Genomic DNA, 22,072 nt, shown 5'->3' with positions numbered 1-22,072 from the left:
ATATACCTACATATCACGAAAGATTAAAACCCTCATATTACATTCTCAAGAATGCATTGAAAGACATAGGGGATAAATACTAATACAAAAGAAAGAGGATATTTCATGCAAATATATGTTTATTATTCTATAGTATTTTTTTCTATAATAATAATATTTTTATATTTTTATATACTCTGGGAAAAAATATATGAAATATATAAAAATAATAAGAGAAAAAGATATTTAGATGAAATTTTAGATCTTGTTGATACTTCAATAAATACCATTACAAGCACAGGTAATGTAGATTCAGTAGATATAAGACTTTTTAGTCCATACTTTATTAGTAATATGAAAATGAAAATCATAGAAGACAGATTAATATATTATATTGAAAATTTCAAAGATATACCATTAAAGCCTATTATAGAATTTGTAGAAAAACTAGGATTAGTGGACATGCAAATAAACTGTCTTTTGAAAAACAATATGCATACAAAAGCCTTAGCCTGTAAAACACTAGGTGAGATGAGAAGTAAAAAAGCAATAAAGTATATTATGAGAGAAGTGAAATCACCCTCATCAGATATACAATATAATGCTCTATTAGCTTTAGCAAAAATAGGTGATGAAATAGCCTTTACTTATGCCTTTAACAGTATAACCTCATCTATTTTCCTAAATGAAAGGAGTCTTATTGAAATAATTCAAAGCTTTGAAGGAGATAAAAAATACGTCTATAATCATATGATTAACTGTGAAAATGACTTATTAAGCTGCATATTTATAAAGTCAGCAGTAAGCATTAAAGATAGTTCCCTAGGAGAAAATATATCAAAATTTCTATCCTCTTCTTCATCGGAAAAAAAGATAGCCTCTATAAAAGCTTTGAGTTCTATGGAGGATAAAAGATATATACATGATATAGCTGAATGTTTAAAAAACAAAAATTGGGAGATAAGAGCAGTAGCAGCAAAGGCCTTAGGACTATTTGGAGATAGTTCTATTCTTGCATCTTTAACAGAATCACTTTCTGACTCTCAATGGTTTGTACGCTATAATTCAGCCCAGTCAATACTACTTATAGACAAAGATTTACATTCCTTACCTTCAATATTTAATGGAAATGATAAGTTTGCAAAGGACATAATAGCTGCTGAAATTGAAAATTTAGGTTTTATGGATAAAATAACTTCTTATAAAGATTCACAGGATATTAATAAAAGACAGCTGTGCTATTCTATAAGTAAATATATAAAGGAGGTCAATGATTGACTTATATAAATACTCTAAAAAATATAGTAGTATATTTCAATATATTTATTATTTATTACGTTTTTTTCATTAACTCTGTATATTTCTTACAATTTATTTTCGCAAGTTTTAGCCTATATGACTATATCAAAAAAATGACCTACTCAGGCTATAAAAAATATACCAATTCAGAGAATATGATACCGATATCCATATTGGTACCTGCTTATAATGAAGAGGAAACAATAGTTGATAATATAAAATCACTTTTAGCTTTAAATTACCTGAATTTTGAGGTGGTTGTAGTAAATGACGGTTCCAGTGACGGTACATTAAAAAAAATAATAGAAGCCTTTGATCTTAAACCAGCGTATCAACCCATAAGGTATCTAATAAAAACTAAGAAGATAAATGGTATCTACAGAAGTCTTGAAATACCTAAACTCATAGTAGTGGATAAAGAAAATGGTGGAAAAGCTGATGCACTAAACACAGGTATTAATATTTCTAAATATCCTATATTTGCATCTATAGATGCGGATTCACTTTTAGAGAGAGACTCTTTAGTAAGAATTATAATGCCATTTCTAGAGGATAAATTTACTATCGCTGTAGGTGGAATCGTTAGAATAGCAAATAGCAGTATAGTAGATAATGGGAAAATAAGAGATATACGATTACCTAAAAATCCATTAGCCATGTTTCAGATTATAGAATATCTGAGAGGATTTTTAACTGGAAGAGTTGGCTGGGATTCAATAAAATCCCTTTTAATAATCTCTGGCGCCTTTGGAGCATTTAAAAAGGATGCTGTAATTGCAGTAGGAGGTTATGCCACTGATACCATTGGTGAAGATATGGAGCTTGTAGTTAAACTTCATAGGTATATGCGTAAAAATAAGAAAAAGTATAAAATAAAATTTATTGCTGATCCTGTTTGTTGGACACAGGCACCAGAAAGAATTAGCGAATTAAGAAAGCAGAGAAGAAGATGGCAAGTTGGACTTATGGATAGCTTATTTAGACATAAAAGCCTATTTTTAAATCCTAAGTACAAAACTGTAGGTATGCTTGCTATACCTTATTTTTGGATTTTTGAAATGTTAGGTCCTTTGGTAGAATTTATAGGCTATATTCTTATACCAGTTTCATATTTTTCAGGAATTCTAAATGTACAATATTTCATATTATTTCTAATGATATCTATACTATATGGGATTATTCTCTCTATTGGTGCTATACTGCTGGAGGAATATACCTTTGATAAATATCCTTCTATTAGACAGCTTTTAAGACTATCCTTCTATGGAATAATAGAAAATTTTGGTTATAGACAGATGACTACCTTTTTTAAATTAGAAGGTATAATAAGATTTAAAACATTGAAACATAGTTGGGGGAAATTCAAAAGAAATAATTTCGATGTTTCATAAATAAAAAAATAAGGCTTAAGGCATATGAAAATAAATAGTAAGTCAAAGATGCGACGGATATTTTTAATCATACAAGGAAACAGGTTCTGCGGATAGTTAGCTATCTGAGGGTTCTGTTGACGTAGTAGGATTCAAAATAGACTAGCATACTGACTAGTTATTTATTTGAATATGCCTAACATTGAAGTGAATTTTATTTTCAGTGTTAAGCCAGTTCATTTACTAGTTCATTATAACCCCGACTGCTTAAATTTATGTTCCATAAATTCTGTTACCTTATGAAATACGGGCTTTAAAATTGCCAGCAATAAAAATATTATTATAAAATAGCCTAAAGCTATAAAATTTTTCTGTACATTACTCCAAATAGGTCCTGCAATGGCCTCTCTAAAGCCATTTATTGCATAGGTAAAGGGCCACAGAGGCTCCAGCACTCCAAATATTTTAGGATTTGTCTGTATTGGATAAATTCCTCCAGCTCCAGCAATTTGAAATACCATCATTACCACTGCAATAGCCTTTCCAACATTGCCCATTAAAGATACTAATGTAAATATTATAATTGTAAAGGTTACTGAGGATACCAAGGCAAATTCCATCATGAGCACCATATTCTTTGGATTAACTCCAAGTATGTACTTATCTCCAAGGGTAACTACGGCAGCTTGAATAAGCGCTATTAGTAGAAATAACAGCATCTTACCAAAGTGTTTTTGTACAAAATTCAACTTTCCCTTGCCTTCAAAGTTTTTGCATTCTGTAGTCAGCAGTGCACATAAAAGCAGTGCGCCAACCCAAATTGCAAGCACTGTATAAAAAGGCGTTAATCCAACTCCAAATATTCCTTCTCCATACACGTCCACTTCTTTTACATCCAGAGGTGAAGATATAAAGCTTGAAAGCTTATTGGGATTCATTTGAAGTATCTTTACTATATCATTTAAATTATCTCCATTTATAGCCTTCATTTTAGAAGTTAATTCATTTAACTGGTTTTGAATAGCCGACAATTTATCATTTAATTGGTTTGCTTGATTAACGGATAACTTACTAGTAGCTATTCCATACTTAGCTAAAGCATTTAACTGAGGCACTATTACCTTAGTTGACTCCAGCACGGAATTAACATCATCTAAATTTGTATTTAAATTGTCTCTCATATTATTTAGTACCGGCAATACATTTACATAAAAATCATTAGAGTTACTAGTTATATTGTTTGAGATTTCATTATTTTCTTCTGAAATCTTATCTATTTTATCATTTAAGGAGTTTCCATCTGCTTTGTTTCCTATCATAGTTTTTAATTGATTTAAATTATTTCCCTCTGTCTTTATTAATCCATCTAAGGAGTTCAAAGAGTTTATCATATTACTTAGATTATTATTATTACTTCTTTCGGCTATAGACTGAAGAAATCTAATATCCGTTCCTATAGTTTTATCCAAAGAATCATTTAAATTACTAAGATTACTTATGTTATTTGTAATATCCTTGGAGTTAGTTAAACTCGCAGCACTATTATTTGTATCTTTAATTTGCTGCAGGAGTGTTTGAATCCTATTATTTATGGATTGTGCCTGAACCATATCATTATTAAGTGTACTTGCTGTAGAACTTATAGTCTGACTGGTATCTGAAACCAGCGTTTTACTGCTCTCTGTAGCTTGCTGCAAACTATTAATCTGCTCAGTGACCTTAGGTAAATTATTTTGCACATTGCCTAAATAATTCTGTAGTCCTAAAGAATTGGAATTTGCCTCACCTATATATTTCTTTATGTCTGCAATATTATTATTTGCCTCATCTAGAGTTTCTTTAAATTGAATAATTTGTGCCTTCTGCTTGTCTGGATTATCCACTATTGAATTTAAGGTATTTATGGCTTCCCTATTAACAGCACCTACAAATTCAGATTTTAAATCATTGGCAAATTTTTCTTTTACCGCATTTGTTATCTTAGCAGCAATAGCATTTAATTTTTCGTTACTTTTATATATAATATTAGGTTTTTTAGGATTTGTAGACGCTAAGCTTACTAGCCCTTCTGAAAAATTATTTGGAATTTCTATTAGTGCATAATATTTCCCCTCATTCAATCCATAATTTCCTTGCCACTGATCTACAAATATCCAATCTATTGTCTTATTATTTTTAAGTTTATCAACAACCTGATCGCCTACATTTATATTTTTTCCGTTAAGTACAGCCCCTTCATCCTCATTAATTATGGCAATGGGAAGATTCCCAGTGTTTGCATAAGGATTCCAACAGGCTTTTATATTTATCCAAGCATACAATGATGGCAATATACATAATCCTAGAACTATTACAATTGCAGCAGGATTTACAGCTATATTTTTTATATCTCTTATGAATATTCCAAATAATTTTTTCATATATTCACCCCAAGTTCTTCTATTCTCCTATTCCTGACTTTTTAAATCTTTCTTCAAATTTTAAAATTATAGGATCTAATGGCTTCTTAAATAAAAATCCAAATAGTATAAATATTATTGATATTATTATTAGCATACTAAAATCTAGAAACACAGTACTTATAAGAGGTCCACCTATAGATTCTCTAAAACCTCCAATGCTATAGGTAAAAGGTAACATTGGCTGTACTATTCTAAAAATCAATGGATCTACCTGTATAGGATAAGTTCCTCCACTACCTGCTACCTGAACTATGAGAAGTATAATGGCAATAGCCTTACCTACATTTCCTAGCACCGAAACCAAAGTATACACTATAATTGAAAAAGTTATCCCCGAAACTAATGCAAAAGCTATCATTAAGGGTGTATTTACTGTATAAACTCCTAAGAGAAATTTATCTCCCAGAGAAACTATAAAAGATTGTATTACTGCCAGAGTAATAAAAGTAAGCATTTTTCCAAAATGTTTTTCACGAATACTGAGTTCTCTATATCCTTTTACAGAAACTGTTTTGGTTGTAAGTATAGATGTAAGTAAAAGTGCTCCTACCCAAATAGCAAGTACAGTATAAATTGGTGCCATACTTGAGCCGTAATTTGGTGTTGTATATATGGATTCATCTTTCAAGTTAAAGGGCTCAGCTATAAAATCTCCCATAAATCTAGGGTTACTCTGAAGTATGGATATTATTTGCTGTAAATCATTATTATTTACCAATTGAAACTTACTACTGAGCTTTGCAATTGTATCCTTGAATTCCAGAAGCCTATTATTTAAATCACCACTTACTTTAGATGCTAAAGTAGTACCTTCAATTGCACTGCCCATAAGTTTATCTATTTGCTGATTTGTCTCCTGAGCCTCTTGCATTAGTGAATTAGCATCATTAGTTGCAGTTATTAAACTATTTCCTATAGAATTTAAAGATCCTTTTGCCTTTGAATTATACTGATTTATTGAGTTTGTCAATTGACTATTCAAATTTCCTGCATTACTTATCAGAGAGTTCAATGTATCCTTATTAATTGAATTTGTCTTACTGAAATCCTGCTGTAAATTATTCAATTTATTTTTTTCATCAGCTAAAGAAGTTTGTATATTCTTTAAAGAACTTACCATATTTGATATATCTGCCTTTGGAATTACACTATTGATCTTTTGTAAATAATCAATCATGGCATTATTTGAGTTATTAGCACTGTTTATAGCCGAGTTAATTTCAGATATAACAGAATTAAACTGTGATGTATTGGAGCTTTTACTGATTTCATTCAAATTGCCAAGCATAGTCTGAATTCTATAAATTGAGGCCTTTTGATTATCTAAATTGGTCTGAATATTATTTGTAGAATTATTTAAAGTAGTCTGTGTAGATTTTATTACAGCTCCATTATTTTCATTACTTTGTATTGCAGAATTTAAACCACTTTCTACTGAAGGAATAGTAGTTCTCAGTTCAGTTAAAAATGTGCCTAAATTTCCAGAACTAATATTTATGCTCTGTAGCGTATTAGTTATTAAATCCATATTATTATTTATATTTATTATGTCATTTTTAACCTTGATTATATCCTCTTTGTTTTTTTCTGCATCTTGTCCCACTTCATTTAAAGATGAGAATAGTGTCTGATTTACTGTAACTATAAAATTGGAAGTTATCTGTTCTATTAAAGTATCCTTAGCCACGTCAGTTATTTTACCTGCCACTGGATTCTCTTTTGTATTAACCTTATAGGTTATTTGTGGCTTTTTAGGATTATCAGAGAGAATACTTACAAAGCTTGAGGAGAAGTCCTCTGGTATTTCTATCTCTGCATAATATGTGCCATCCACAATTCCTAAATCCGCATCCCTTTCACTTACAAATTTCCACCCAATCTTCTTATTAGCCTTTAAATTCTTAACAATTTCATTTCCCATATTTAATTTTCTATCCTTAAAGTAGATCATCTTATCCTTGTTCACTATTGCTACAGGAATAGTACTAGTATTCTCATAGGGGTTCCAACAAGCTTTTATATTTACCCAAGCATATAGAGAAGGAAGAATGCAAATCCCCGTAATAATTATTAATGCTATTGGATTATGTATTATACTTTTCATATCCCTTTTAAAGACCTTTGAAATATTTAAAATATGGTTCATTATCTGCCTCCTGCATGTTACTCACTTTACTAGTATTTTACTGAAATTGAAGCAAGTTCTTAATTCAGGTGGGGATTCTTTTACTCCATCTGAATATTAGAACTGCAAATGCATGACTTACTTGGCGTTGAACTCCCCCTTGAAGAAAAGCAGACAAAACAAAATTTATTTTGTATTTGGTCGCTTTCACAGAGTGCAAGCCGAGAACCAAAATCTTCTTTTTGATTTTGCGTGAATCGCTTTCACTCTGTGCGTGGGAGACTTACGCCAAGTTAGTCAGGTTAAAAATTATTTCTTTTAATTATATGATAACTTTTATTATATAATTATACTTTTATTATATAATATGGAATAAAAATCTTAAAAAAACAAATAAAAAAACGCCAATAACTAAAAAGATGTGTTATTGGTGTTTCTCATTTGAATCATAGCTTTATTACCCTTGTCTAAGAACTTACTATTTATTTTATCAAAATTTTCACTTTGCTTTATTATAGCTTTAATATCATTGTCCTTTGCTGCAAATTTCTTTTGTTCTGAATTAGTTTCATTTAACCAATTCAGATCCTTATCCAAAACACTTCCATAATCATTTAGAATATACCAGGTACCGTTCTTATTCACTAAAGACACAACTTCTATATCTGGTCTTGGTTTTTCTATTCCATTAAAATATGTATTAAAAGAGCATATACTAACTGCATAATTACCTTGTTTTTTCATATTAAATAGTTTTATCACTTCAATTTTTTTAACTTTAAAAGCATTTATTTTCTTTTTTATTAAATCTACTTCTGACATCTGTGGGTTTATAAAATATTTACTTAAAAACTCAGCATCACTATTTACTTCATTAGCATAATAACTTTTTATAGTTTCCTCTGGAGTGTTTCTCTGTAGATTTTTTGTTACCTTTACTATTTGAGGTTTACTATCCTTTAGTTCAGTACCTGTCTTTGCACTGCATCCAGTAAATATTGCTGCTGCTATTATTACAATTGAAATCTTCTTGAAAATATCTCTATTCACCTGATTCATCCCTTTTTTGCTATTTTTAACACACTCAACAATTGAAATTCTACAGTAAAAAAATTCATGTGTAAATAGAATTGATAAAGTTTTCATAGAGGAAATATTTTACATAACTTACTTGCAGTGCTTTAATAGTACTGAGTTTATCTCCCCTCCTAAAATAACAATAATAGCTGTAATAAGAAGCCAGAGCATCAATATTATTACCGCTCCAATACTTCCATATAGCCTTGAATAACTTCCAAAATTACTTATATAAAAGGAAAAACAAAGAGATGATATTATCCATCCCAAAGATGCAAATAATGCCCCTGGCATTACGTCTATCCATCTATGTCTTTTACAGGGAGCAAATCTATAAACTAAGGCAAATACTATTACCATAATAATCACAGTAACCACGTATCTTCCCACATTCCAAAGAAGTTTAAATTCTTCTGGAAGTCCAAACCACTTAACTAAAAAATAAGTATTAGTCTCTCCAAATATCAAAAGAAAAACTGAAAACATTATAACTATTGCCAGTGCAAAGGTAAACCCTATAGATATAAGCTCTACTCTCAATATACCTCTCCACTCATTTTCATTATAGGCCTTATTTAGGCCCTTTATAACAGCATTGAAACCAGAAGAAGCAGACCATATGGTTAATATAAGACTTATAGATAGAAGTCCACCATTCTTGCTACGAGCCACCTCTGCAACAGTTCTATTAGCCAAAGCATAGGCATCGCTTGGTATTATAAATTTTGCAGCATCCATAATGTCACTAGTTTTTATGTCACTGTATCCAACTATAGTCATTAAAAATATTAAAAATGGGAAAAAAGAAAGCAAAAAACTATAGGCAAGCTGTGAAGAAAGTGCCAATATATCATCTGCCAATGCTTTTTTAATTAAATTAACCGTTCCACATTTAAATTTCTCCATAGAAAAAAACATATTATCATCCTTAGCTATATGAACTGTATATTTGCCATTCACATCTTTTATGAAAACATACTATAATTTATTGCAATATATTAATAATATTATTTCCAACTTCTCTTAATAATATTATTCATATTTTGTATGTGTTTCAATGCTAGCTTATGCTATTAGGCATATGAAAATAAATAACAAGTCAAAGATGCGACGTATATTTTGAAGTCAACAAGGAAATAGGTTCCTAAGATAGTGAGCTATCTTAGGGTTCTGTTGACGCAGTGGGATTCAAAATAGACTAGCATACTGACTAGTTATTTATTTGAATGTGCCTTATAATAACTATGAATTTATTTTTACATAAAAATTCAGCTCTGCCATATTAACAAAGCTGACTAGTTATTAGTTATGTTCTAATTCATTCTATCTTACAACATAATTTACTCGTTCATCTACTACCTTTTTATTTATGAATTTGTAGTAAACAAAATAGTAAAATATCATTCCTATTAACGCTCCAGAAAAATCTATTAATACATCCCGTACACTGGAAGTTCTCCCTGGTACATAAATTTGATGAAACTCATCTAGTACTGCATATAGCAGGCAAATGAACATTATATATATGATTGCTCCTCTTCCCTTTACTTTAAACTGGAACAGTATAGTTGAAATCACTATAGCTAGTACACAATATTCAAATGCATGAGCATTTTTTCTTATTATAAGGTTTAAACGCTCTTCTCTAGCGCTCTTAGGTAAATTGTTATATTGCTGCCTTTCTTCACCATCTAGCTGTCTATATTCTGCTCTTATCTTATTTAGCAAAGTATAACTTTTTGTGTTGGATACATCGCCAGACTTAGTTGAATTATAAAATATAAATCCGAACCATAATAAACATATTATTAAAATTATTGCTTTTTTCAAATTCATTACCTCCTTTAAAAGCTAGTCCTAAAAATATAATAAATCTATTATACATCAACAGGGAATTTTTTGTATAATACAATACATATTTCATTAATTGTTCACAGAGGCAATTTGACATTGAAGCCTTATTTACTCTATAATAAAACATACAATTTTCAGGAGGTGATTTTTTATGAAATTACTATATATAATAATTTTTATGTTGTTTATAGGTTTAGTATGGTCACTGCTTGAGGCTCAGGTAGTTAGAATAAATACAATTAACTTTAGAAGTAAAAAAGTTAATAATAGAATGAAAATAGTATTTCTATCAGATCTTCATTATGGAGATTACTATTTTAAATACAGATTAAAAAATATAGTGAATAAAGTGAACAGCCTTAATGCTGATTTAGTTATACTTGGTGGTGATTATTTATTTGTAGAAAAAAACACTAAGTTTCGAAGAGCTATTTTAGATAAATTCTTTGAGGAAATAAGCATGATTAAATCTAAACACGGTATAGTAGCAGTTTTAGGCAATCACGAGTACTATCTTGGTAAAAATTTAGAATTACTATTAGAAACCATGGAAGATCAAAGAATAAATCTATTAAAGAATAAAACTTATTCTTTAGATATTGGAAATACTACCATACTTCTTCATGGCGTAGATGATTTAAGAAATGGACAAGTTCAAATTAGTGATAGTCAAATAAATGATCAATATTTAAATATTATTATTTCTCATAATCCAGATTTTTTTGAAGAATATAATATAAATTTTGATATAGGATTAAGTGGTCACACTCATGGAGGGCAAATAAATTTCTTTGGATTATATGCACCAGTAACAGAATCCAATTATGGTCAAAAGTTTATTAAAACCATTAATACCAAGGGTAATTCCACAATTATAACTTCAAAGGGAATTGGCTGCAGCACACTTCCCATTAGATTCTTTGCTACTCCTGAAATAATTGAACTGGTTGTTGATAAAGAATAAGTGACATCTATTTATTCATAATAGATGTCATTTTACCTGTTAAATAGTATATTAAATCTTGATTTGGCTCTATAAGCCACTTTCCGTTTACATTCTTTAAATTCACATCTATGCTTCCATTTAGCTTTTGGTAATTTCCGCTATCAATATCTTTACCTACTTTATCATTTAACAATGCTTTAATTTTATTTTCTGCATCTACCTTTTGAGATGCACCTCCATTTAAATAGGATTGTACTAATGGATTTATTTCACTGGAATATGTATTATAAAAACTTAGTAAATCTACAGAGGTTATATTTAGTCTAGCCTTTGCAGTATAGTCATTTACAGTTACATTTTCTATGCTATAATTTAGCTTTGAAACCAATCTCTTCATAATATCTTCATAAGACTTATCCTTAAAATTTAAATCTAAATTGGCATATTTATTATCATTTATAAGATATTTTGATGCATTATCCAAGTTTCCATTTTTAAGTTCTTTAAAGAATCCATTTATAGTATTTGATACATCAGTTTTAACAATTTCCTCTTTATTACCAGCTAGAAATCCATTAGTATTTTCTCCAAAGTACATATAGGCACCAACAACTATAATGGCTATAACAGCTATAGTCCAGATTACCTTTGCTTGTTTTCTCATATTGAAAAACCTCTTTTCTCAAGTTAACAATATATACTTAACTAATATAAATTATTAACATTATCAATTGAATAACTATACATTTTTTATTTGCAATTCCATGTTAAATTATACTACAATAGTGAAATAAGAACTATCTCATTATAAGTTATTAAAAGAAAGAAGGCATATATTTGAAATTCAAATCATTAATAATATCTATTTTTCTTTTGACATTCTTATTATTTCCCAGTAGTTTAGTACTAGCTCGTGCTGGTGGTGGTCACGGCGGCACTGGAGGTCATAGTAGTTCCAGCAGTAGCTCAGGGAGTGTAAGTCATAGTTCTAGTAGCTATAATAGAAATGGATCTATAGGTACATTGAGTTCTATAGTAGGAACTATATTATTTATTTCAGTATTTCTACTCAGTGGTTTACGGTCAAAAGACTTTTCAATAAATACTTGTTTACTATTAAATGAACAGAGTAAGAAAGCCCGAAAATTAATAATTCGGTTATCCCAGATAGATAACAGCTATAATTACAATCCTTTAATTAAGAGAGTTTCTGACTGCTTTTATATAGTTCAAAAAGCTTGGATGGAACGTAATCAAATTATAGCAAAAAACTATATGAATAAAAATATATATGAACTTCATGAAATAAAAACCAATTGGATGAAAATAAGAAATGAAAAAAATATATTAAAACGAATTAAGATTTTAAATATAAAACCTGTCTGTGTAAATAGTTATAAAAATAAATCATCAGACAATCTATGGTTCTATATAAAAGCTACCATGGCAGACTACACTATTGATGATCGTACCTCAAAAGTCACTGGTGGATCTGTATTTAACAAGATATTCATAGAATATTGGAAATTTGTTAGAAGTGATAACAGATGGGTTTTAGCTGAAATTCGCCAAACTAATGAAGTGGATATAAATATTTTATTTAACTCTAATTCTGAATTGCTATAAACAGATTCTAAGCATCAGTAATAAAAATTCAAACTGATGCTTAGGGATTATTATTTTATTATATCTATGGTATCTCCAGGTTTTATATCTCCACCCTTTAATACCCTTGTAAATATGCCCTCCGTTGGCATTATACACTTTCCAACCTGATTTTTTATGGCACAGCCTGTATGACACTCTTTTCCGATCTGAGTTACTTCATGGATAGTATCTCCTATCTTTAGTTTTGTACCTACAGGAAGTTCATGTAGAATTATACCTTCTGTAGTGATGTTTTCAGCAAATTTACCTGGCACAAGACCCGTTACTCCCATTTCAATCATCTTATTTATACTTTCCTGAGCTAATAAACTTACCTGTCTATGCCACTTTCCAGCATGAGCATCATCCTTTAGTCCATGTTCCTCTATGAAAATACCTCTATCTATAGGAGTCTTTATGACCCCTTTTTTATCGCTGATATTAATTGATATAACTTTAGCCATTTTTACCCATAGCTCCTTCTTATATATCTTTAATTAACTTTTAGACACATTCAAATAAATAACTAGTCAGTATGCTAGTATATTTGACTTACTATTTATTTTCATATGCCTTATCACTGCTAACGAACAGTAACAACAGTTATCTTGTATGCAAGTTTTTTACTATATTTGTATTTGAAAATATTAATCTCTACGACTTAACCACCAATAGCAGTCATATTTCTATTTATATAATCGCCATCTTCTAGATTATGCTCTTTAGGCTTATTTTTAATAATATCCCCTATTAGTCCATTAATATCTTTTCCTTGTCTAAGAGGTGTTTTTAAATCTATTTCATCATTGGAATGAAGACAAGGTTTTATCTTTCCATCTGCAGTAAGCCTTATTCTATTGCAGTTTTCACAGAACTTACAGGATATAGGATTAATAAGTCCAACTCTTCCCTTACCCCCAGGAAGTTTATAGTATCTAGCAGGAGAGGAGATGTCTACAGTTTCAGTTTCAACTAATCCTTCTATGTTTTTAAGCACTGTTTCATTAGAAATATAATTATTGAGAGACCAGTATTTCAAGGCCCCTATAGGCATAAGTTCAATAAACCTTACATCTATTTCTTCATCTTTGGTCAAATTTACAAAATTCTCTATTTCATCTTCATTGAAGTCCTTCATCAAAACCACATTGAGTTTTATAGGCCCTAGTCCAACCTTTTTAGCCTCTTCTATGCCCTCTAGCACATCACTTAGTCTTCCATTTCTAGTAATTTTAGCATACTTATTTTTATCTAGGGTATCTAGACTTATATTTAACCTGTTAAGACCTGCACTTTTTAAATTTTTTGCATATTTTTTTAGTAGCGTACCGTTAGTAGTCATGGCAAAATCCCTTACCTTGGTAAGCTTTCCTATATCCTCTATTAGCTTTAGAATATTTCTTCTAACTAGAGGTTCTCCACCAGTTATTCTAATCTTGTCCACTCCTAGATTAACAAAGCTTTCAGTTATACTCTGTATTTCTTCAAGCTTTAAAATCTCATTGTAATCTATCTTTTCTATGCCTTTTTCAGGCATACAGTATTTACATCTTAAATTGCATAAATCTGTAACAGATATCCTCAAATAATTTATTCTTCTACCGTATGAATCACGCATTTCCATCATCCCTCACTATTACAACCGATCTAGTATACCCCATTTTCTATTAGGCATGTGAAAATAAATAACAAGTCAAAGATGCGACGTATATTTTGAATTATACAAGGAAACAGGTTCTGATGATAGTTGTGCTATCAGAAGGTTCTGTTAACGTAGTATAATTCATAATAGACTAGTATACTGACTAGTTATTTATTTGAAGATGCCTTATATAATGTATTATATTCAAAATCTCCTATACTATTAATACAATTTTCTACTTTTAGTTATAAATTATATCATCTTTCGCTATTTTTATCTATATCTTTATATTCTGATAAATCCTTTGGAGTATTTAGGTTGAAGAACATATTGAAATTGTTGTTGTATTTCTTTGCATTACTCTCCTGAATAAAATGTGTGTTAATATTATCTATAAGTGCTAGCATTGATAATCTTCCTTTTAGGATTAACTCCCCTATTTTAGGCAATATTTCTGAAGAATAAAAGGCATTAAAGGGTTCTATTCTATGATTATGCTCTGTAACACAGGCATCTGCATTTGTTCTAAGAAGTTCACTTTTCATATATCTTATATAATCTAAGTTTATCTTTGGCATATCACAAGCTATAAAATAGACATACTTGCTCTTACTTTCCTTAAGTCCAATATGAATTCCCGATAGAGGACCCTTTTGCTTTATTTCATCTGAAACTATTCTATAGTTAGTATTTATAAATTCATATTCTGAAGGTTTATTGGTTACAATTATTATATCTTGAAACTCAGTTTTAAGTTCAGATATTAGAGTATCCATAAGTCTTTTTTCATCTATTTTTAGAAACTGTTTATCAAAACCCATACGAGAACTCTTTCCTCCCGCAAGAATTACTGCAGTTTTAAAATTTTCCATAATTTTACCCCATATTTGCTAAATTTGTTGCTGTAACTTCTCTCTTTTTACGAACTGATTCATCTATATCTTCACTTTTAACTAATTTTAAAGCTTCTGTTGGACACACTTCTATGCAAGCTGGTCCATTTTCTCTTCCAACACATAAATCGCATTTATTAGCCACCATTTTTTCTTTACTTATAAGCTTTTTACCATCTCTACTCTTAAGACCTGTCTGCATTATTACTTTTCCATCTTTATCATGCTGTACAATTAAATCTATAGCTCCAAAAGGACAAGCTACCATACAGGATTTACAACCAATGCAAGTGTCTTCATTAATTAAAACCACTCCATCTGTATTAGTTATAGATCCATTAGGACAGGCACTTGTACAGGGTGCATTCTCACAGTGTCTACACATTACTGGAGAAGTTACATTCCAAGTTTTTATAACTTTTAAACGTGGATTGAATTTTAATTTATCATTTTTCTTACTTAATATATTCTTTTCTGAGTGAGCCATTACACAGCCGGCCTCACAAGTTTTGCAACCTATACATCTCTTTGGATTAGCTATAACAAAACTATTCATTTTATCTCTCCTCTTTAGGCACATTCAAATAAATAATTAGTCAGTATGCTAGTCTATTTTGAATCCCACTGCGTCAACAGAACCCTAAGATAGCTCACTATCTTAGGAACCTATTTCCTTGTTGACTTCAAAATATACGTCACATCTTTGACTTGTTATTTATTTTCATATGCCTTATATATTGTGATAATTATACTAAAACTATTTCCTTTTTCTTATCTTCACTACATTTCTTTTTTCTTGATATATGTTTTATATGTAATAAATTGTGTGACTTTTCACCTAGTGGTTTCCCTGAAAAGTCTTTATATAACTTCTGAATAAATGGATTCTCATGAGATTTTCTTATTTGAATATGCCTTAAGCTTTAAAATTCCTCAGGTAAATTACAAACTGCTTCTATGCTTCGTCTTTTCTTTTCCTCAATTGGATCAAATAGTCTTAACGCCTTCTTAGGACATATTTTTACGCAAGCTTGAGTTTCTTGTCCCTTACATAAATCACATTTGTATGCAATCTTTGGCTTGTCTTCACTTTCACTTCTAACTTCTATAGCTCCAAAAGGACAGGCCATTACACAGGCTTTACATCCAATACATGCCTTTTCATTCACTACCATAACATTATCTTCCTGTTTTATAGCTTCTATAGGACAGGCATTTGCACAGGGTGCATCCTCACATTGTCTACACTGCACTGGTACTGAAAACTTTTCATTTTTAATTACATGTATTCTTGGTATTATAGGAGTTTTTATATTTCCTACTGTAAGTGGTTTTTTTACCCCATTACTATGTGCTCTAAAGCAAGCTATTTCACAAGCTTTACATCCTACACATTTACTAGCTTCTGCTATAACAAAAGAATTAGGTTTTATGCTCATATTTTTTCCAACCTCTCTATTTTCTTAGATATGCCCCTGTACACTAAATAGTATCTGGGCCTATACTTATAATTTTTATATTTTTATTCCTTAACTCTGTATCCACCTGTGTATATATTCATTTTATTTCTTCTTACAAAGCCTACCAAGGTTAAATTAAGACTTTTGGCTAGAGCCACTGAAAGACTAGTAGGTGCTGACTTGGATATAATTATAGGTATTTCCATCTTTGCAGCCTTTAGAATCATTTCAAGAGATACCCTTCCGCTAAGTATAACGGCTTTGTCCTTAAGGAATATATTTTTCATAAGTGCTTCTCCTATAACCTTGTCCAGTGCGTTGTGCCTTGCCACATCTTCCTTAGCTACTAGCATCTTCTCACTATCTACCAGTGCAGCGCAGTGAACTCCGCCAGTCTCTTTAAACACCTTTGAATGGTCTAGATTTTCTCTCATGAATCTAAATATATTGGGTACAGTTATACTAGTATCACTTTCTACAGGCTTACAATTTAAAGATTTTAGGAAATTGTCTATACCCTTTATATCCTCTACTTTTATACTGTCTAAATCTATCTTTTTGGAAAAGAAGTTCTCTCCTGTGAGAGTCTTGTCCAATGTTTCCACTTCTACCTGGCTTTTAGCTTCATCCAATTTAAATGAAATAACATCCTCAGCCTTATTTATCATGCCTTCCGTTCTTAAAAAGCCCACAATCAAAGCCTTAAGATTTTCCGGACTGCATAAAAGTGTAGCTAATTTTTTCTCGTTTAAGAATATAGATAGAGGATATTCCCTAACTATAATATCATCTAGGTTATCTTCCCTTTTACAATCTTCTATTTTTGAAATTTTGCAAATAACAGTCTGCTTCATATTATTAACCTATTTTCAATAAAGTCTGCAACCTTATCTACATTGTTAAGGTCAAGCTGTGGAAGCTCTATATCCGGTAAGTTTTCATCAGTTGCCACAGCTATAATATTTGAAGAATCAAAGGAACTATCCCTTATTAGAAGCTTTGAGGTTCTATCCTTTCTGTGGATCTCTATTTGTGGATAGCCTCTACTTTTAAAGCCCTCTACTATTATTAAATCCATATTCTCAAAACGGTTTATTACATCCTCAATGCTATGCTCTTCTTCTATCCTTTGAACTATGGCAAGTTTATTTGATGAGGCAATTATCATAGTATCTGCTCCTGCCTTGGTAAATCTGTAACTATCCTTGCCCTCTCTATCTATTTCAAACCTTTTTACATCGTATTTTAACACACCAATGTTGTAGCCTCTTCGCTTAAATATGCTAATAAGCCCTTCAATTAATGTAGTTTTACCCATATCTGATTTAGCAGATATTATAGAAATAACTTTTTTATTAGAATATAAAGTATCCATTTAGAATCTCTCCTGACTTAACACTGCCCTTTTCCTCTGGTAATATTACAATTCCATTGGACTTAGTTACCGCCTTTAAACCGCTTGAACTTTGAGAATCTATTTTATAGGCATAGTATACCCCCTGTACCTTCTGTATATTTACGTATATATATTTTCTTCTACCTTTTTTAGTATTATAATCATCGGCCAAAATAACAGGGAAAATATCAATATCCGTTGTTTTTCCCATTATCTTTTCACATGCAGGTTTTACAAATTCCTGAAAAGTAGTTATAGCTGCCAGTGGATTTCCCGGTAAACTAAAAAATAATTTATCCTTAACTTTTGCAAAACTTAAAGGTTTTCCTGGTTTTATTCCAACAGAAGTAAATTTTATATCCGCTTCTAGTTCCCTTAATACATCCTCTACAAAATCATAATCACCTTTAGAAGCTCCCCCTGAAGTTAAAACTACATCTGAATGTTCAAGAGCCTGTTTTACTCTATCAATTAATACTTCTTTAGAATCTTCTACTACTCCAAAGGATAAAGCTCTAGCTCCCATATTTTTAATTAATGCCCTTAGAGAATATTCATTACTATTTCTTATTTTACCTAGTTTGAGTTCACTATCTATACTCAACAACTCGTCTCCTGTAACTATTATGGAAACTATAGGAGTTCTGTATACAGGAATTCTACTGTAACCAAGAGATGCCAAAAGCCCTATTTCAAAGGGTCTTATCACAGTACCCTTAGTTAATGCAATTTCTCCAGATTTAATTTCTTCGCCTCTTTTGATTACATTTTCAAAAATATCTACTTCTTCATATACAGAGAGTTTATCCTCTTTATTTTTTACCTTCTCAATTTGTATTACAGCATCTGACCCCTTAGGCAGTGGAGCTCCTGTCATTATTTTAAAGGCTTCTCCACTTTTTAGTTCTTCCTCTGGAAACTGTCCCGCTTTAATAATTCCTATTATATTAAACTGTACAGGAGCATCTTCTAAAGCTCCTGCAGTATCTTTACTTTTTATTGCATAACCATCCATGGCTGATTTATGGAAGGGTGGCAAATTGTCCTTTGAATAAATATCCTCATAAAGTACTTTATCAAGGCAATCCAATATAGATTTTTCTTCTACGCTACCCAAAGATGTCTCTTTCAAAACCATGCTCAAAGCTTCATCTCTATTAACCATATAAATTTCCCCTTATAAGGCATGTGAAAATAAATAACAAGTCAAAGATGCGACGGATATTTTACTTGCTATTTCTTTTCCCATGCCTAAAATTATTTTACTTTCTCAACCCTCATCTGTTTCTTTATCTTACTATAATTATCCTTAATTTCCTTTTCAGCTGCTGTCTGGTTCTCAATTCTCTCAAGTTTAACTGCACAGTATTTAAATTCTGGTGTCTTTGAAATTGGATCTAAACTGTCAATAGTAAGCTCATTGCAAGCTCCAACCCACCATTGATAAGTCATGTAAGTAGCACCTTCTTTTACTCTTTCAGTAATAGCTGCACGTGTTATTATCTTTCCTCTACGTGAACTTACAGTTACTAGTTCCTGATCCTTTATGTGAAGATTTTTAGCATCTTCTACACTGATTTCTATATATCCAGGTTCATCTGCCAGTCTTTGAAGTGCACGACAATTTCCTGTCATAGTTCTTACAGAATAGTGTCCAATCTCTCTTACCGTAGAAAGTACCAAAGGATAGTTCTCATCTGTTAATTCTAGAGGATGTCTCCATTCACAGGCAAATAATTTTCCCTTGCCGTTTTCTGTCATAAATTTTCCGCCTTCATATAAATAAGGTGTTCCTGGATCTTCCTCTGAAACGCAAGGCCAAAGCACTGCACCCTGTTTTTCCATCTTTTCATAACTTGCTCCAGCAAATTTTGGACAAAGGCTTCTCATCTCATCCCAAATTTCTTCCGTATTCTTATACTCCATAGGATACCCCATTGCAGTAGATATCTTACAGATTATTTCCCAGTCATCCTTTGATTCTCCAATTGGTTCTATAGCTTTTCTTATTCTCTGGAAGCCCCTATCCGCAGCACTGTATACACCATCATGCTCTCCCCAGGAAGTTGCCGGAAGTACCACATCTGCATGAAGAGCTGTTTTATTCATAAATATATCCTGAACTATTACAAATTCTATCTTATCAAGTGCCTCTCTAAGCTCTGCCGCATTGGGATCACTTTGTGCTGGATCCTCTCCAAAAATGTAATAGGCCTTTATCTTATCCTGTTTAAGTACAAGCTTTGGTACTTCTGTTAAAACATATCCATTTTTATCAGATAGTTTTACACCCCAAGCCTTTTCAAACTTTTCCTGAATTTTTTTATCTGTAACAGACTGATAGCCTGGATATTTATTAGGAAGTACTCCCATATCACAAGTACCTTGTACATTATTTTGTCCACGAACAGGTCCAATACCCACGTTAGCTTTTCCATAATTTCCTGTTAAAAGAGCAAGAGACGCTAGTCCCTTTACTACGTCTACCGCTTGTGAGAACTGACAAACCCCCATACCATAAAGTATAGTTGCAGTTTTAGCCTTAGCATAAATTCTCATAGCCTTTCTTATATAATCCGCACTGACACCAGTTATCTTTTCCGCATATTCAGGCGTATATTTTTCCACTGCAGACTTGTATTCCTCAAAGCCCTCTGTATGATTTTCTATAAATTCACTATCATATAATTTTTCATTTATTAGCACATTACCCATGGCATTTACAAGTGCCATATTAGTACCACCCTTTAATCTAAGCCATAGATCTGAAATCCTTACAGTTTCTATTTTTCTAGGATCGGCAACTATTATCTTTGCCCCCTTTTCCTTTGCTTTAACTACTCTTCTAGCCACAATAGGATGAGTTTCTGATGGATTATATCCAAATACAAAAACTACCTCTGAATCCTCAATTTCAGGAATTGAATTGGACATAGCAGCACCGCCTAGTGAATAGTCAAGTCCTGCTACAGAAGGTCCATGGCACACTCTAGCACAATGATCAATATTATTTGTACCAATTGCTGCTCTCATAAACTTTTGCATTACATAGTTTGGTTCATTTCCAGGTCCCCTTGCAGAGCCTGTACCCATTATTGCATCTGGACCATATTTAGCCTTTATTTTCATAAGATTTTCTGCAGTAAATTTTATAGCCTCATCCCAGGAAACCTCTTCTAAGACACCATTTTTTCTTATCATAGGTTTTTTTAGTCTTGAAGTTAAAAGCTGTGGATCATTTAAAAAGTCCCAACCATAATATCCCTTTAAGCATAATTTACCTTCATTATTTCTTCCATTGGCAGGTTCTGCTCGCAAAATTTTTCCGTCTTCCACTACTAAATACAAATTACAACCACTGCCGCAATAAGGACAGACTGTTAAAACTTTTTTCTCCATATATTCCACTCCTTCGTATATCCGTAAAATTATCCACAGATATACTTTTACTTGTTTAAAGTTATACACAAATCAACTTAATTATTTAATAGATTTATCTAATTTTAATTAATAGAATCATAGTTTTGCTATATCTGAATCTTAGAAATCCTTCTTAGAAAAGCAATACATTTATATTGCCTAAATAGTAATATTCCAGCATACAATTATTGGATATAAGACAAAACAAAAAACCAGTACAATGCATTTTTAAATTTCATACATCAGCACTGGTTTATCTAAAAGCTAAAATACTAATAATAAATATCTCTCTTTACAATCCAACCATTGAGTCTATTAACTTTATTGTTATTTGTATAATTCTATTATTCTCTTCTAAACTTATTTTTATATTTTACTCCCTTTAGCTAATATAGTCAAATCATAATATGATATATTTTTGTTTTTTTACACAAATGTTACAAAATATATATCAATATATAAAATTACGTAGTTTTACTCCCATTATATATAGAAATAAAAC

Annotated in this window: 20 protein-coding genes; 4 read left to right on the top strand and 16 right to left on the bottom strand. The window is 31.0% G+C overall.

Annotation, left to right across the window (positions count from 1 at the left end; translation table 11 throughout):
* Positions 1-105 precede the first annotated feature (105 nt).
* The gene (locus RH99_RS12380) at positions 106-1,257 is read left to right on the top strand and encodes a HEAT repeat domain-containing protein (RefSeq protein WP_010238577.1); all 1,152 of its coding nucleotides are present in this window, start codon (positions 106-108) and stop codon (positions 1,255-1,257) included.
* Between the two features lie 134 nt (positions 1,258-1,391).
* Entirely contained in the window at positions 1,392-2,669 is a 1,278-nt protein-coding gene (locus tag RH99_RS12375; RefSeq protein ID WP_243441494.1) for a glycosyltransferase family 2 protein, read from the top strand.
* A gap of 230 nt (positions 2,670-2,899) precedes the next feature.
* On the opposite strand, the gene RH99_RS12370 is transcribed toward RH99_RS12375, so the two are convergent.
* From RH99_RS12370 to RH99_RS12350, 5 genes are all read right to left on the bottom strand, one after another.
* Positions 2,900-5,068: a YhgE/Pip domain-containing protein gene (locus RH99_RS12370; RefSeq protein ID WP_010238573.1), complete on the bottom strand. Its 2,169-nt coding sequence runs from the start codon at positions 5,066-5,068 to the stop codon at positions 2,900-2,902.
* 19 nt (positions 5,069-5,087) lie between these two features.
* Positions 5,088-7,256, bottom strand: coding sequence for a YhgE/Pip domain-containing protein (locus tag RH99_RS12365; RefSeq protein ID WP_010238571.1), 2,169 nt, complete (start codon positions 7,254-7,256; stop codon positions 5,088-5,090).
* Between the two features lie 390 nt (positions 7,257-7,646).
* Positions 7,647-8,294: a hypothetical protein gene (locus RH99_RS12360; RefSeq protein ID WP_243441493.1), complete on the bottom strand. Its 648-nt coding sequence runs from the start codon at positions 8,292-8,294 to the stop codon at positions 7,647-7,649.
* Positions 8,295-8,402: 108 nt separating this feature from the next.
* A complete protein-coding gene (locus RH99_RS12355) occupies positions 8,403-9,218 on the bottom strand; it encodes a YihY/virulence factor BrkB family protein (protein WP_026038495.1) in 816 nt (271 codons plus the stop codon).
* Positions 9,219-9,635: 417 nt separating this feature from the next.
* Entirely contained in the window at positions 9,636-10,148 is a 513-nt protein-coding gene (locus RH99_RS12350; protein WP_243441492.1) for a VanZ family protein, read from the bottom strand.
* A 169-nt stretch (positions 10,149-10,317) separates the two neighbouring features.
* Between RH99_RS12350 and RH99_RS12345 the strand changes: the two genes are divergently transcribed.
* A complete protein-coding gene (locus RH99_RS12345; RefSeq protein WP_010238564.1) occupies positions 10,318-11,130 on the top strand; it encodes a metallophosphoesterase in 813 nt (270 codons plus the stop codon).
* A gap of 7 nt (positions 11,131-11,137) precedes the next feature.
* Here the strand turns inward: RH99_RS12345 and RH99_RS12340 are convergent, their stop codons facing one another.
* The gene (locus RH99_RS12340; RefSeq protein WP_010238562.1) at positions 11,138-11,776 is read right to left on the bottom strand and encodes a hypothetical protein; all 639 of its coding nucleotides are present in this window, start codon (positions 11,774-11,776) and stop codon (positions 11,138-11,140) included.
* A gap of 173 nt (positions 11,777-11,949) precedes the next feature.
* On the opposite strand from RH99_RS12340, the gene RH99_RS12335 reads away from it, so the two are divergent.
* Positions 11,950-12,738, top strand: coding sequence for a Tim44 domain-containing protein (locus RH99_RS12335; RefSeq protein WP_010238561.1), 789 nt, complete (start codon positions 11,950-11,952; stop codon positions 12,736-12,738).
* A 50-nt stretch (positions 12,739-12,788) separates the two neighbouring features.
* On the opposite strand, the gene RH99_RS12330 is transcribed toward RH99_RS12335, so the two are convergent.
* From RH99_RS12330 to fdhF, 10 genes are all read right to left on the bottom strand, one after another.
* On the bottom strand, positions 12,789-13,223 hold the full coding sequence (locus RH99_RS12330; RefSeq protein WP_010238559.1) for an MOSC domain-containing protein: 435 nt from the start codon (positions 13,221-13,223) through the stop codon (positions 12,789-12,791).
* Between the two features lie 197 nt (positions 13,224-13,420).
* A complete protein-coding gene (moaA, locus tag RH99_RS12325) occupies positions 13,421-14,377 on the bottom strand; it encodes a GTP 3',8-cyclase MoaA (protein ID WP_010238557.1) in 957 nt (318 codons plus the stop codon).
* A gap of 281 nt (positions 14,378-14,658) precedes the next feature.
* Complete coding sequence (gene mobA / locus RH99_RS12320) at positions 14,659-15,273, bottom strand: molybdenum cofactor guanylyltransferase (protein ID WP_010238555.1); 615 nt, start codon at positions 15,271-15,273, stop codon at positions 14,659-14,661.
* Positions 15,274-15,277: 4 nt separating this feature from the next.
* Positions 15,278-15,850 (bottom strand): 4Fe-4S dicluster domain-containing protein, encoded by a 573-nt coding sequence (locus RH99_RS12315; RefSeq protein ID WP_010238553.1) that lies wholly within the window; start codon positions 15,848-15,850, stop codon positions 15,278-15,280.
* Positions 15,851-16,040: 190 nt separating this feature from the next.
* Positions 16,041-16,199: an iron hydrogenase small subunit gene (locus tag RH99_RS18650; protein WP_373854714.1), complete on the bottom strand. Its 159-nt coding sequence runs from the start codon at positions 16,197-16,199 to the stop codon at positions 16,041-16,043.
* An 18-nt stretch (positions 16,200-16,217) separates the two neighbouring features.
* Positions 16,218-16,733 carry a 4Fe-4S dicluster domain-containing protein gene (locus RH99_RS12310; RefSeq protein ID WP_010238549.1) on the bottom strand — a complete coding sequence of 172 codons (516 nt, stop codon included), beginning with the start codon at positions 16,731-16,733 and terminating at the stop codon, positions 16,218-16,220.
* A gap of 83 nt (positions 16,734-16,816) precedes the next feature.
* Positions 16,817-17,608, bottom strand: coding sequence for a formate dehydrogenase accessory sulfurtransferase FdhD (gene fdhD / locus RH99_RS12305; RefSeq protein ID WP_010238546.1), 792 nt, complete (start codon positions 17,606-17,608; stop codon positions 16,817-16,819).
* Positions 17,605-18,129 (bottom strand): molybdopterin-guanine dinucleotide biosynthesis protein B, encoded by a 525-nt coding sequence (mobB, locus tag RH99_RS12300; RefSeq protein WP_010238544.1) that lies wholly within the window; start codon positions 18,127-18,129, stop codon positions 17,605-17,607. The genes fdhD and mobB overlap by 4 nt, the downstream gene beginning before the upstream one ends.
* On the bottom strand, positions 18,110-19,315 hold the full coding sequence (locus RH99_RS12295) for a molybdopterin molybdotransferase MoeA (RefSeq protein WP_010238542.1): 1,206 nt from the start codon (positions 19,313-19,315) through the stop codon (positions 18,110-18,112). The genes mobB and RH99_RS12295 overlap by 20 nt, the downstream gene beginning before the upstream one ends.
* 92 nt (positions 19,316-19,407) lie before the next feature.
* Positions 19,408-21,549 carry a formate dehydrogenase subunit alpha gene (gene fdhF / locus RH99_RS12290; protein ID WP_010238540.1) on the bottom strand — a complete coding sequence of 714 codons (2,142 nt, stop codon included), beginning with the start codon at positions 21,547-21,549 and terminating at the stop codon, positions 19,408-19,410.
* Between the last annotated feature and the right edge of the window lie 523 nt (positions 21,550-22,072).

The organism is Clostridium arbusti SL206 (genome assembly GCF_000246895.1).
GTDB classification, from domain to species: Bacteria; Bacillota; Clostridia; order Clostridiales; family Clostridiaceae; genus Clostridium_I; species Clostridium_I arbusti.
Note: the sequence above shows the minus strand (reverse complement) of the source record. Positions and strands in the feature narration are given on the sequence as shown.

Bases quoted from the DNA above. Each gene is read 5' to 3' on its own strand.
- RH99_RS12315 (WP_010238553.1), bottom strand. From the start codon at position 15,850: ATGAATAGTTTTGTTATAGCTAATCCAAAGAGATGTATAGGTTGCAAA.
- RH99_RS12345 (WP_010238564.1), top strand. From the start codon at position 10,318: ATGAAATTACTATATATAATAATTTTTATGTTGTTTATAGGTTTAGTA.
- RH99_RS12380 (WP_010238577.1), top strand. From the start codon at position 106: ATGCAAATATATGTTTATTATTCTATAGTATTTTTTTCTATAATAATA.
- RH99_RS12360 (WP_243441493.1), bottom strand. From the start codon at position 8,294: ATGAATCAGGTGAATAGAGATATTTTCAAGAAGATTTCAATTGTAATA.
- RH99_RS12295 (WP_010238542.1), bottom strand. From the start codon at position 19,315: ATGGTTAATAGAGATGAAGCTTTGAGCATGGTTTTGAAAGAGACATCT.
- RH99_RS12350 (WP_243441492.1), bottom strand. From the start codon at position 10,148: ATGAATTTGAAAAAAGCAATAATTTTAATAATATGTTTATTATGGTTC.
- RH99_RS12355 (WP_026038495.1), bottom strand. From the start codon at position 9,218: ATGGAGAAATTTAAATGTGGAACGGTTAATTTAATTAAAAAAGCATTG.
- RH99_RS12370 (WP_010238573.1), bottom strand. From the start codon at position 5,068: ATGAAAAAATTATTTGGAATATTCATAAGAGATATAAAAAATATAGCT.
- RH99_RS12340 (WP_010238562.1), bottom strand. From the start codon at position 11,776: ATGAGAAAACAAGCAAAGGTAATCTGGACTATAGCTGTTATAGCCATT.
- RH99_RS12310 (WP_010238549.1), bottom strand. From the start codon at position 16,733: ATGAGCATAAAACCTAATTCTTTTGTTATAGCAGAAGCTAGTAAATGT.
- RH99_RS12330 (WP_010238559.1), bottom strand. From the start codon at position 13,223: ATGGCTAAAGTTATATCAATTAATATCAGCGATAAAAAAGGGGTCATA.
- mobA (WP_010238555.1), bottom strand. From the start codon at position 15,273: ATGGAAAATTTTAAAACTGCAGTAATTCTTGCGGGAGGAAAGAGTTCT.
- RH99_RS12365 (WP_010238571.1), bottom strand. From the start codon at position 7,256: ATGAACCATATTTTAAATATTTCAAAGGTCTTTAAAAGGGATATGAAA.
- fdhD (WP_010238546.1), bottom strand. From the start codon at position 17,608: ATGAAGCAGACTGTTATTTGCAAAATTTCAAAAATAGAAGATTGTAAA.
- moaA (WP_010238557.1), bottom strand. From the start codon at position 14,377: ATGCGTGATTCATACGGTAGAAGAATAAATTATTTGAGGATATCTGTT.
- fdhF (WP_010238540.1), bottom strand. From the start codon at position 21,549: ATGGAGAAAAAAGTTTTAACAGTCTGTCCTTATTGCGGCAGTGGTTGT.
- RH99_RS12375 (WP_243441494.1), top strand. From the start codon at position 1,392: ATGACCTACTCAGGCTATAAAAAATATACCAATTCAGAGAATATGATA.
- mobB (WP_010238544.1), bottom strand. From the start codon at position 18,129: ATGGATACTTTATATTCTAATAAAAAAGTTATTTCTATAATATCTGCT.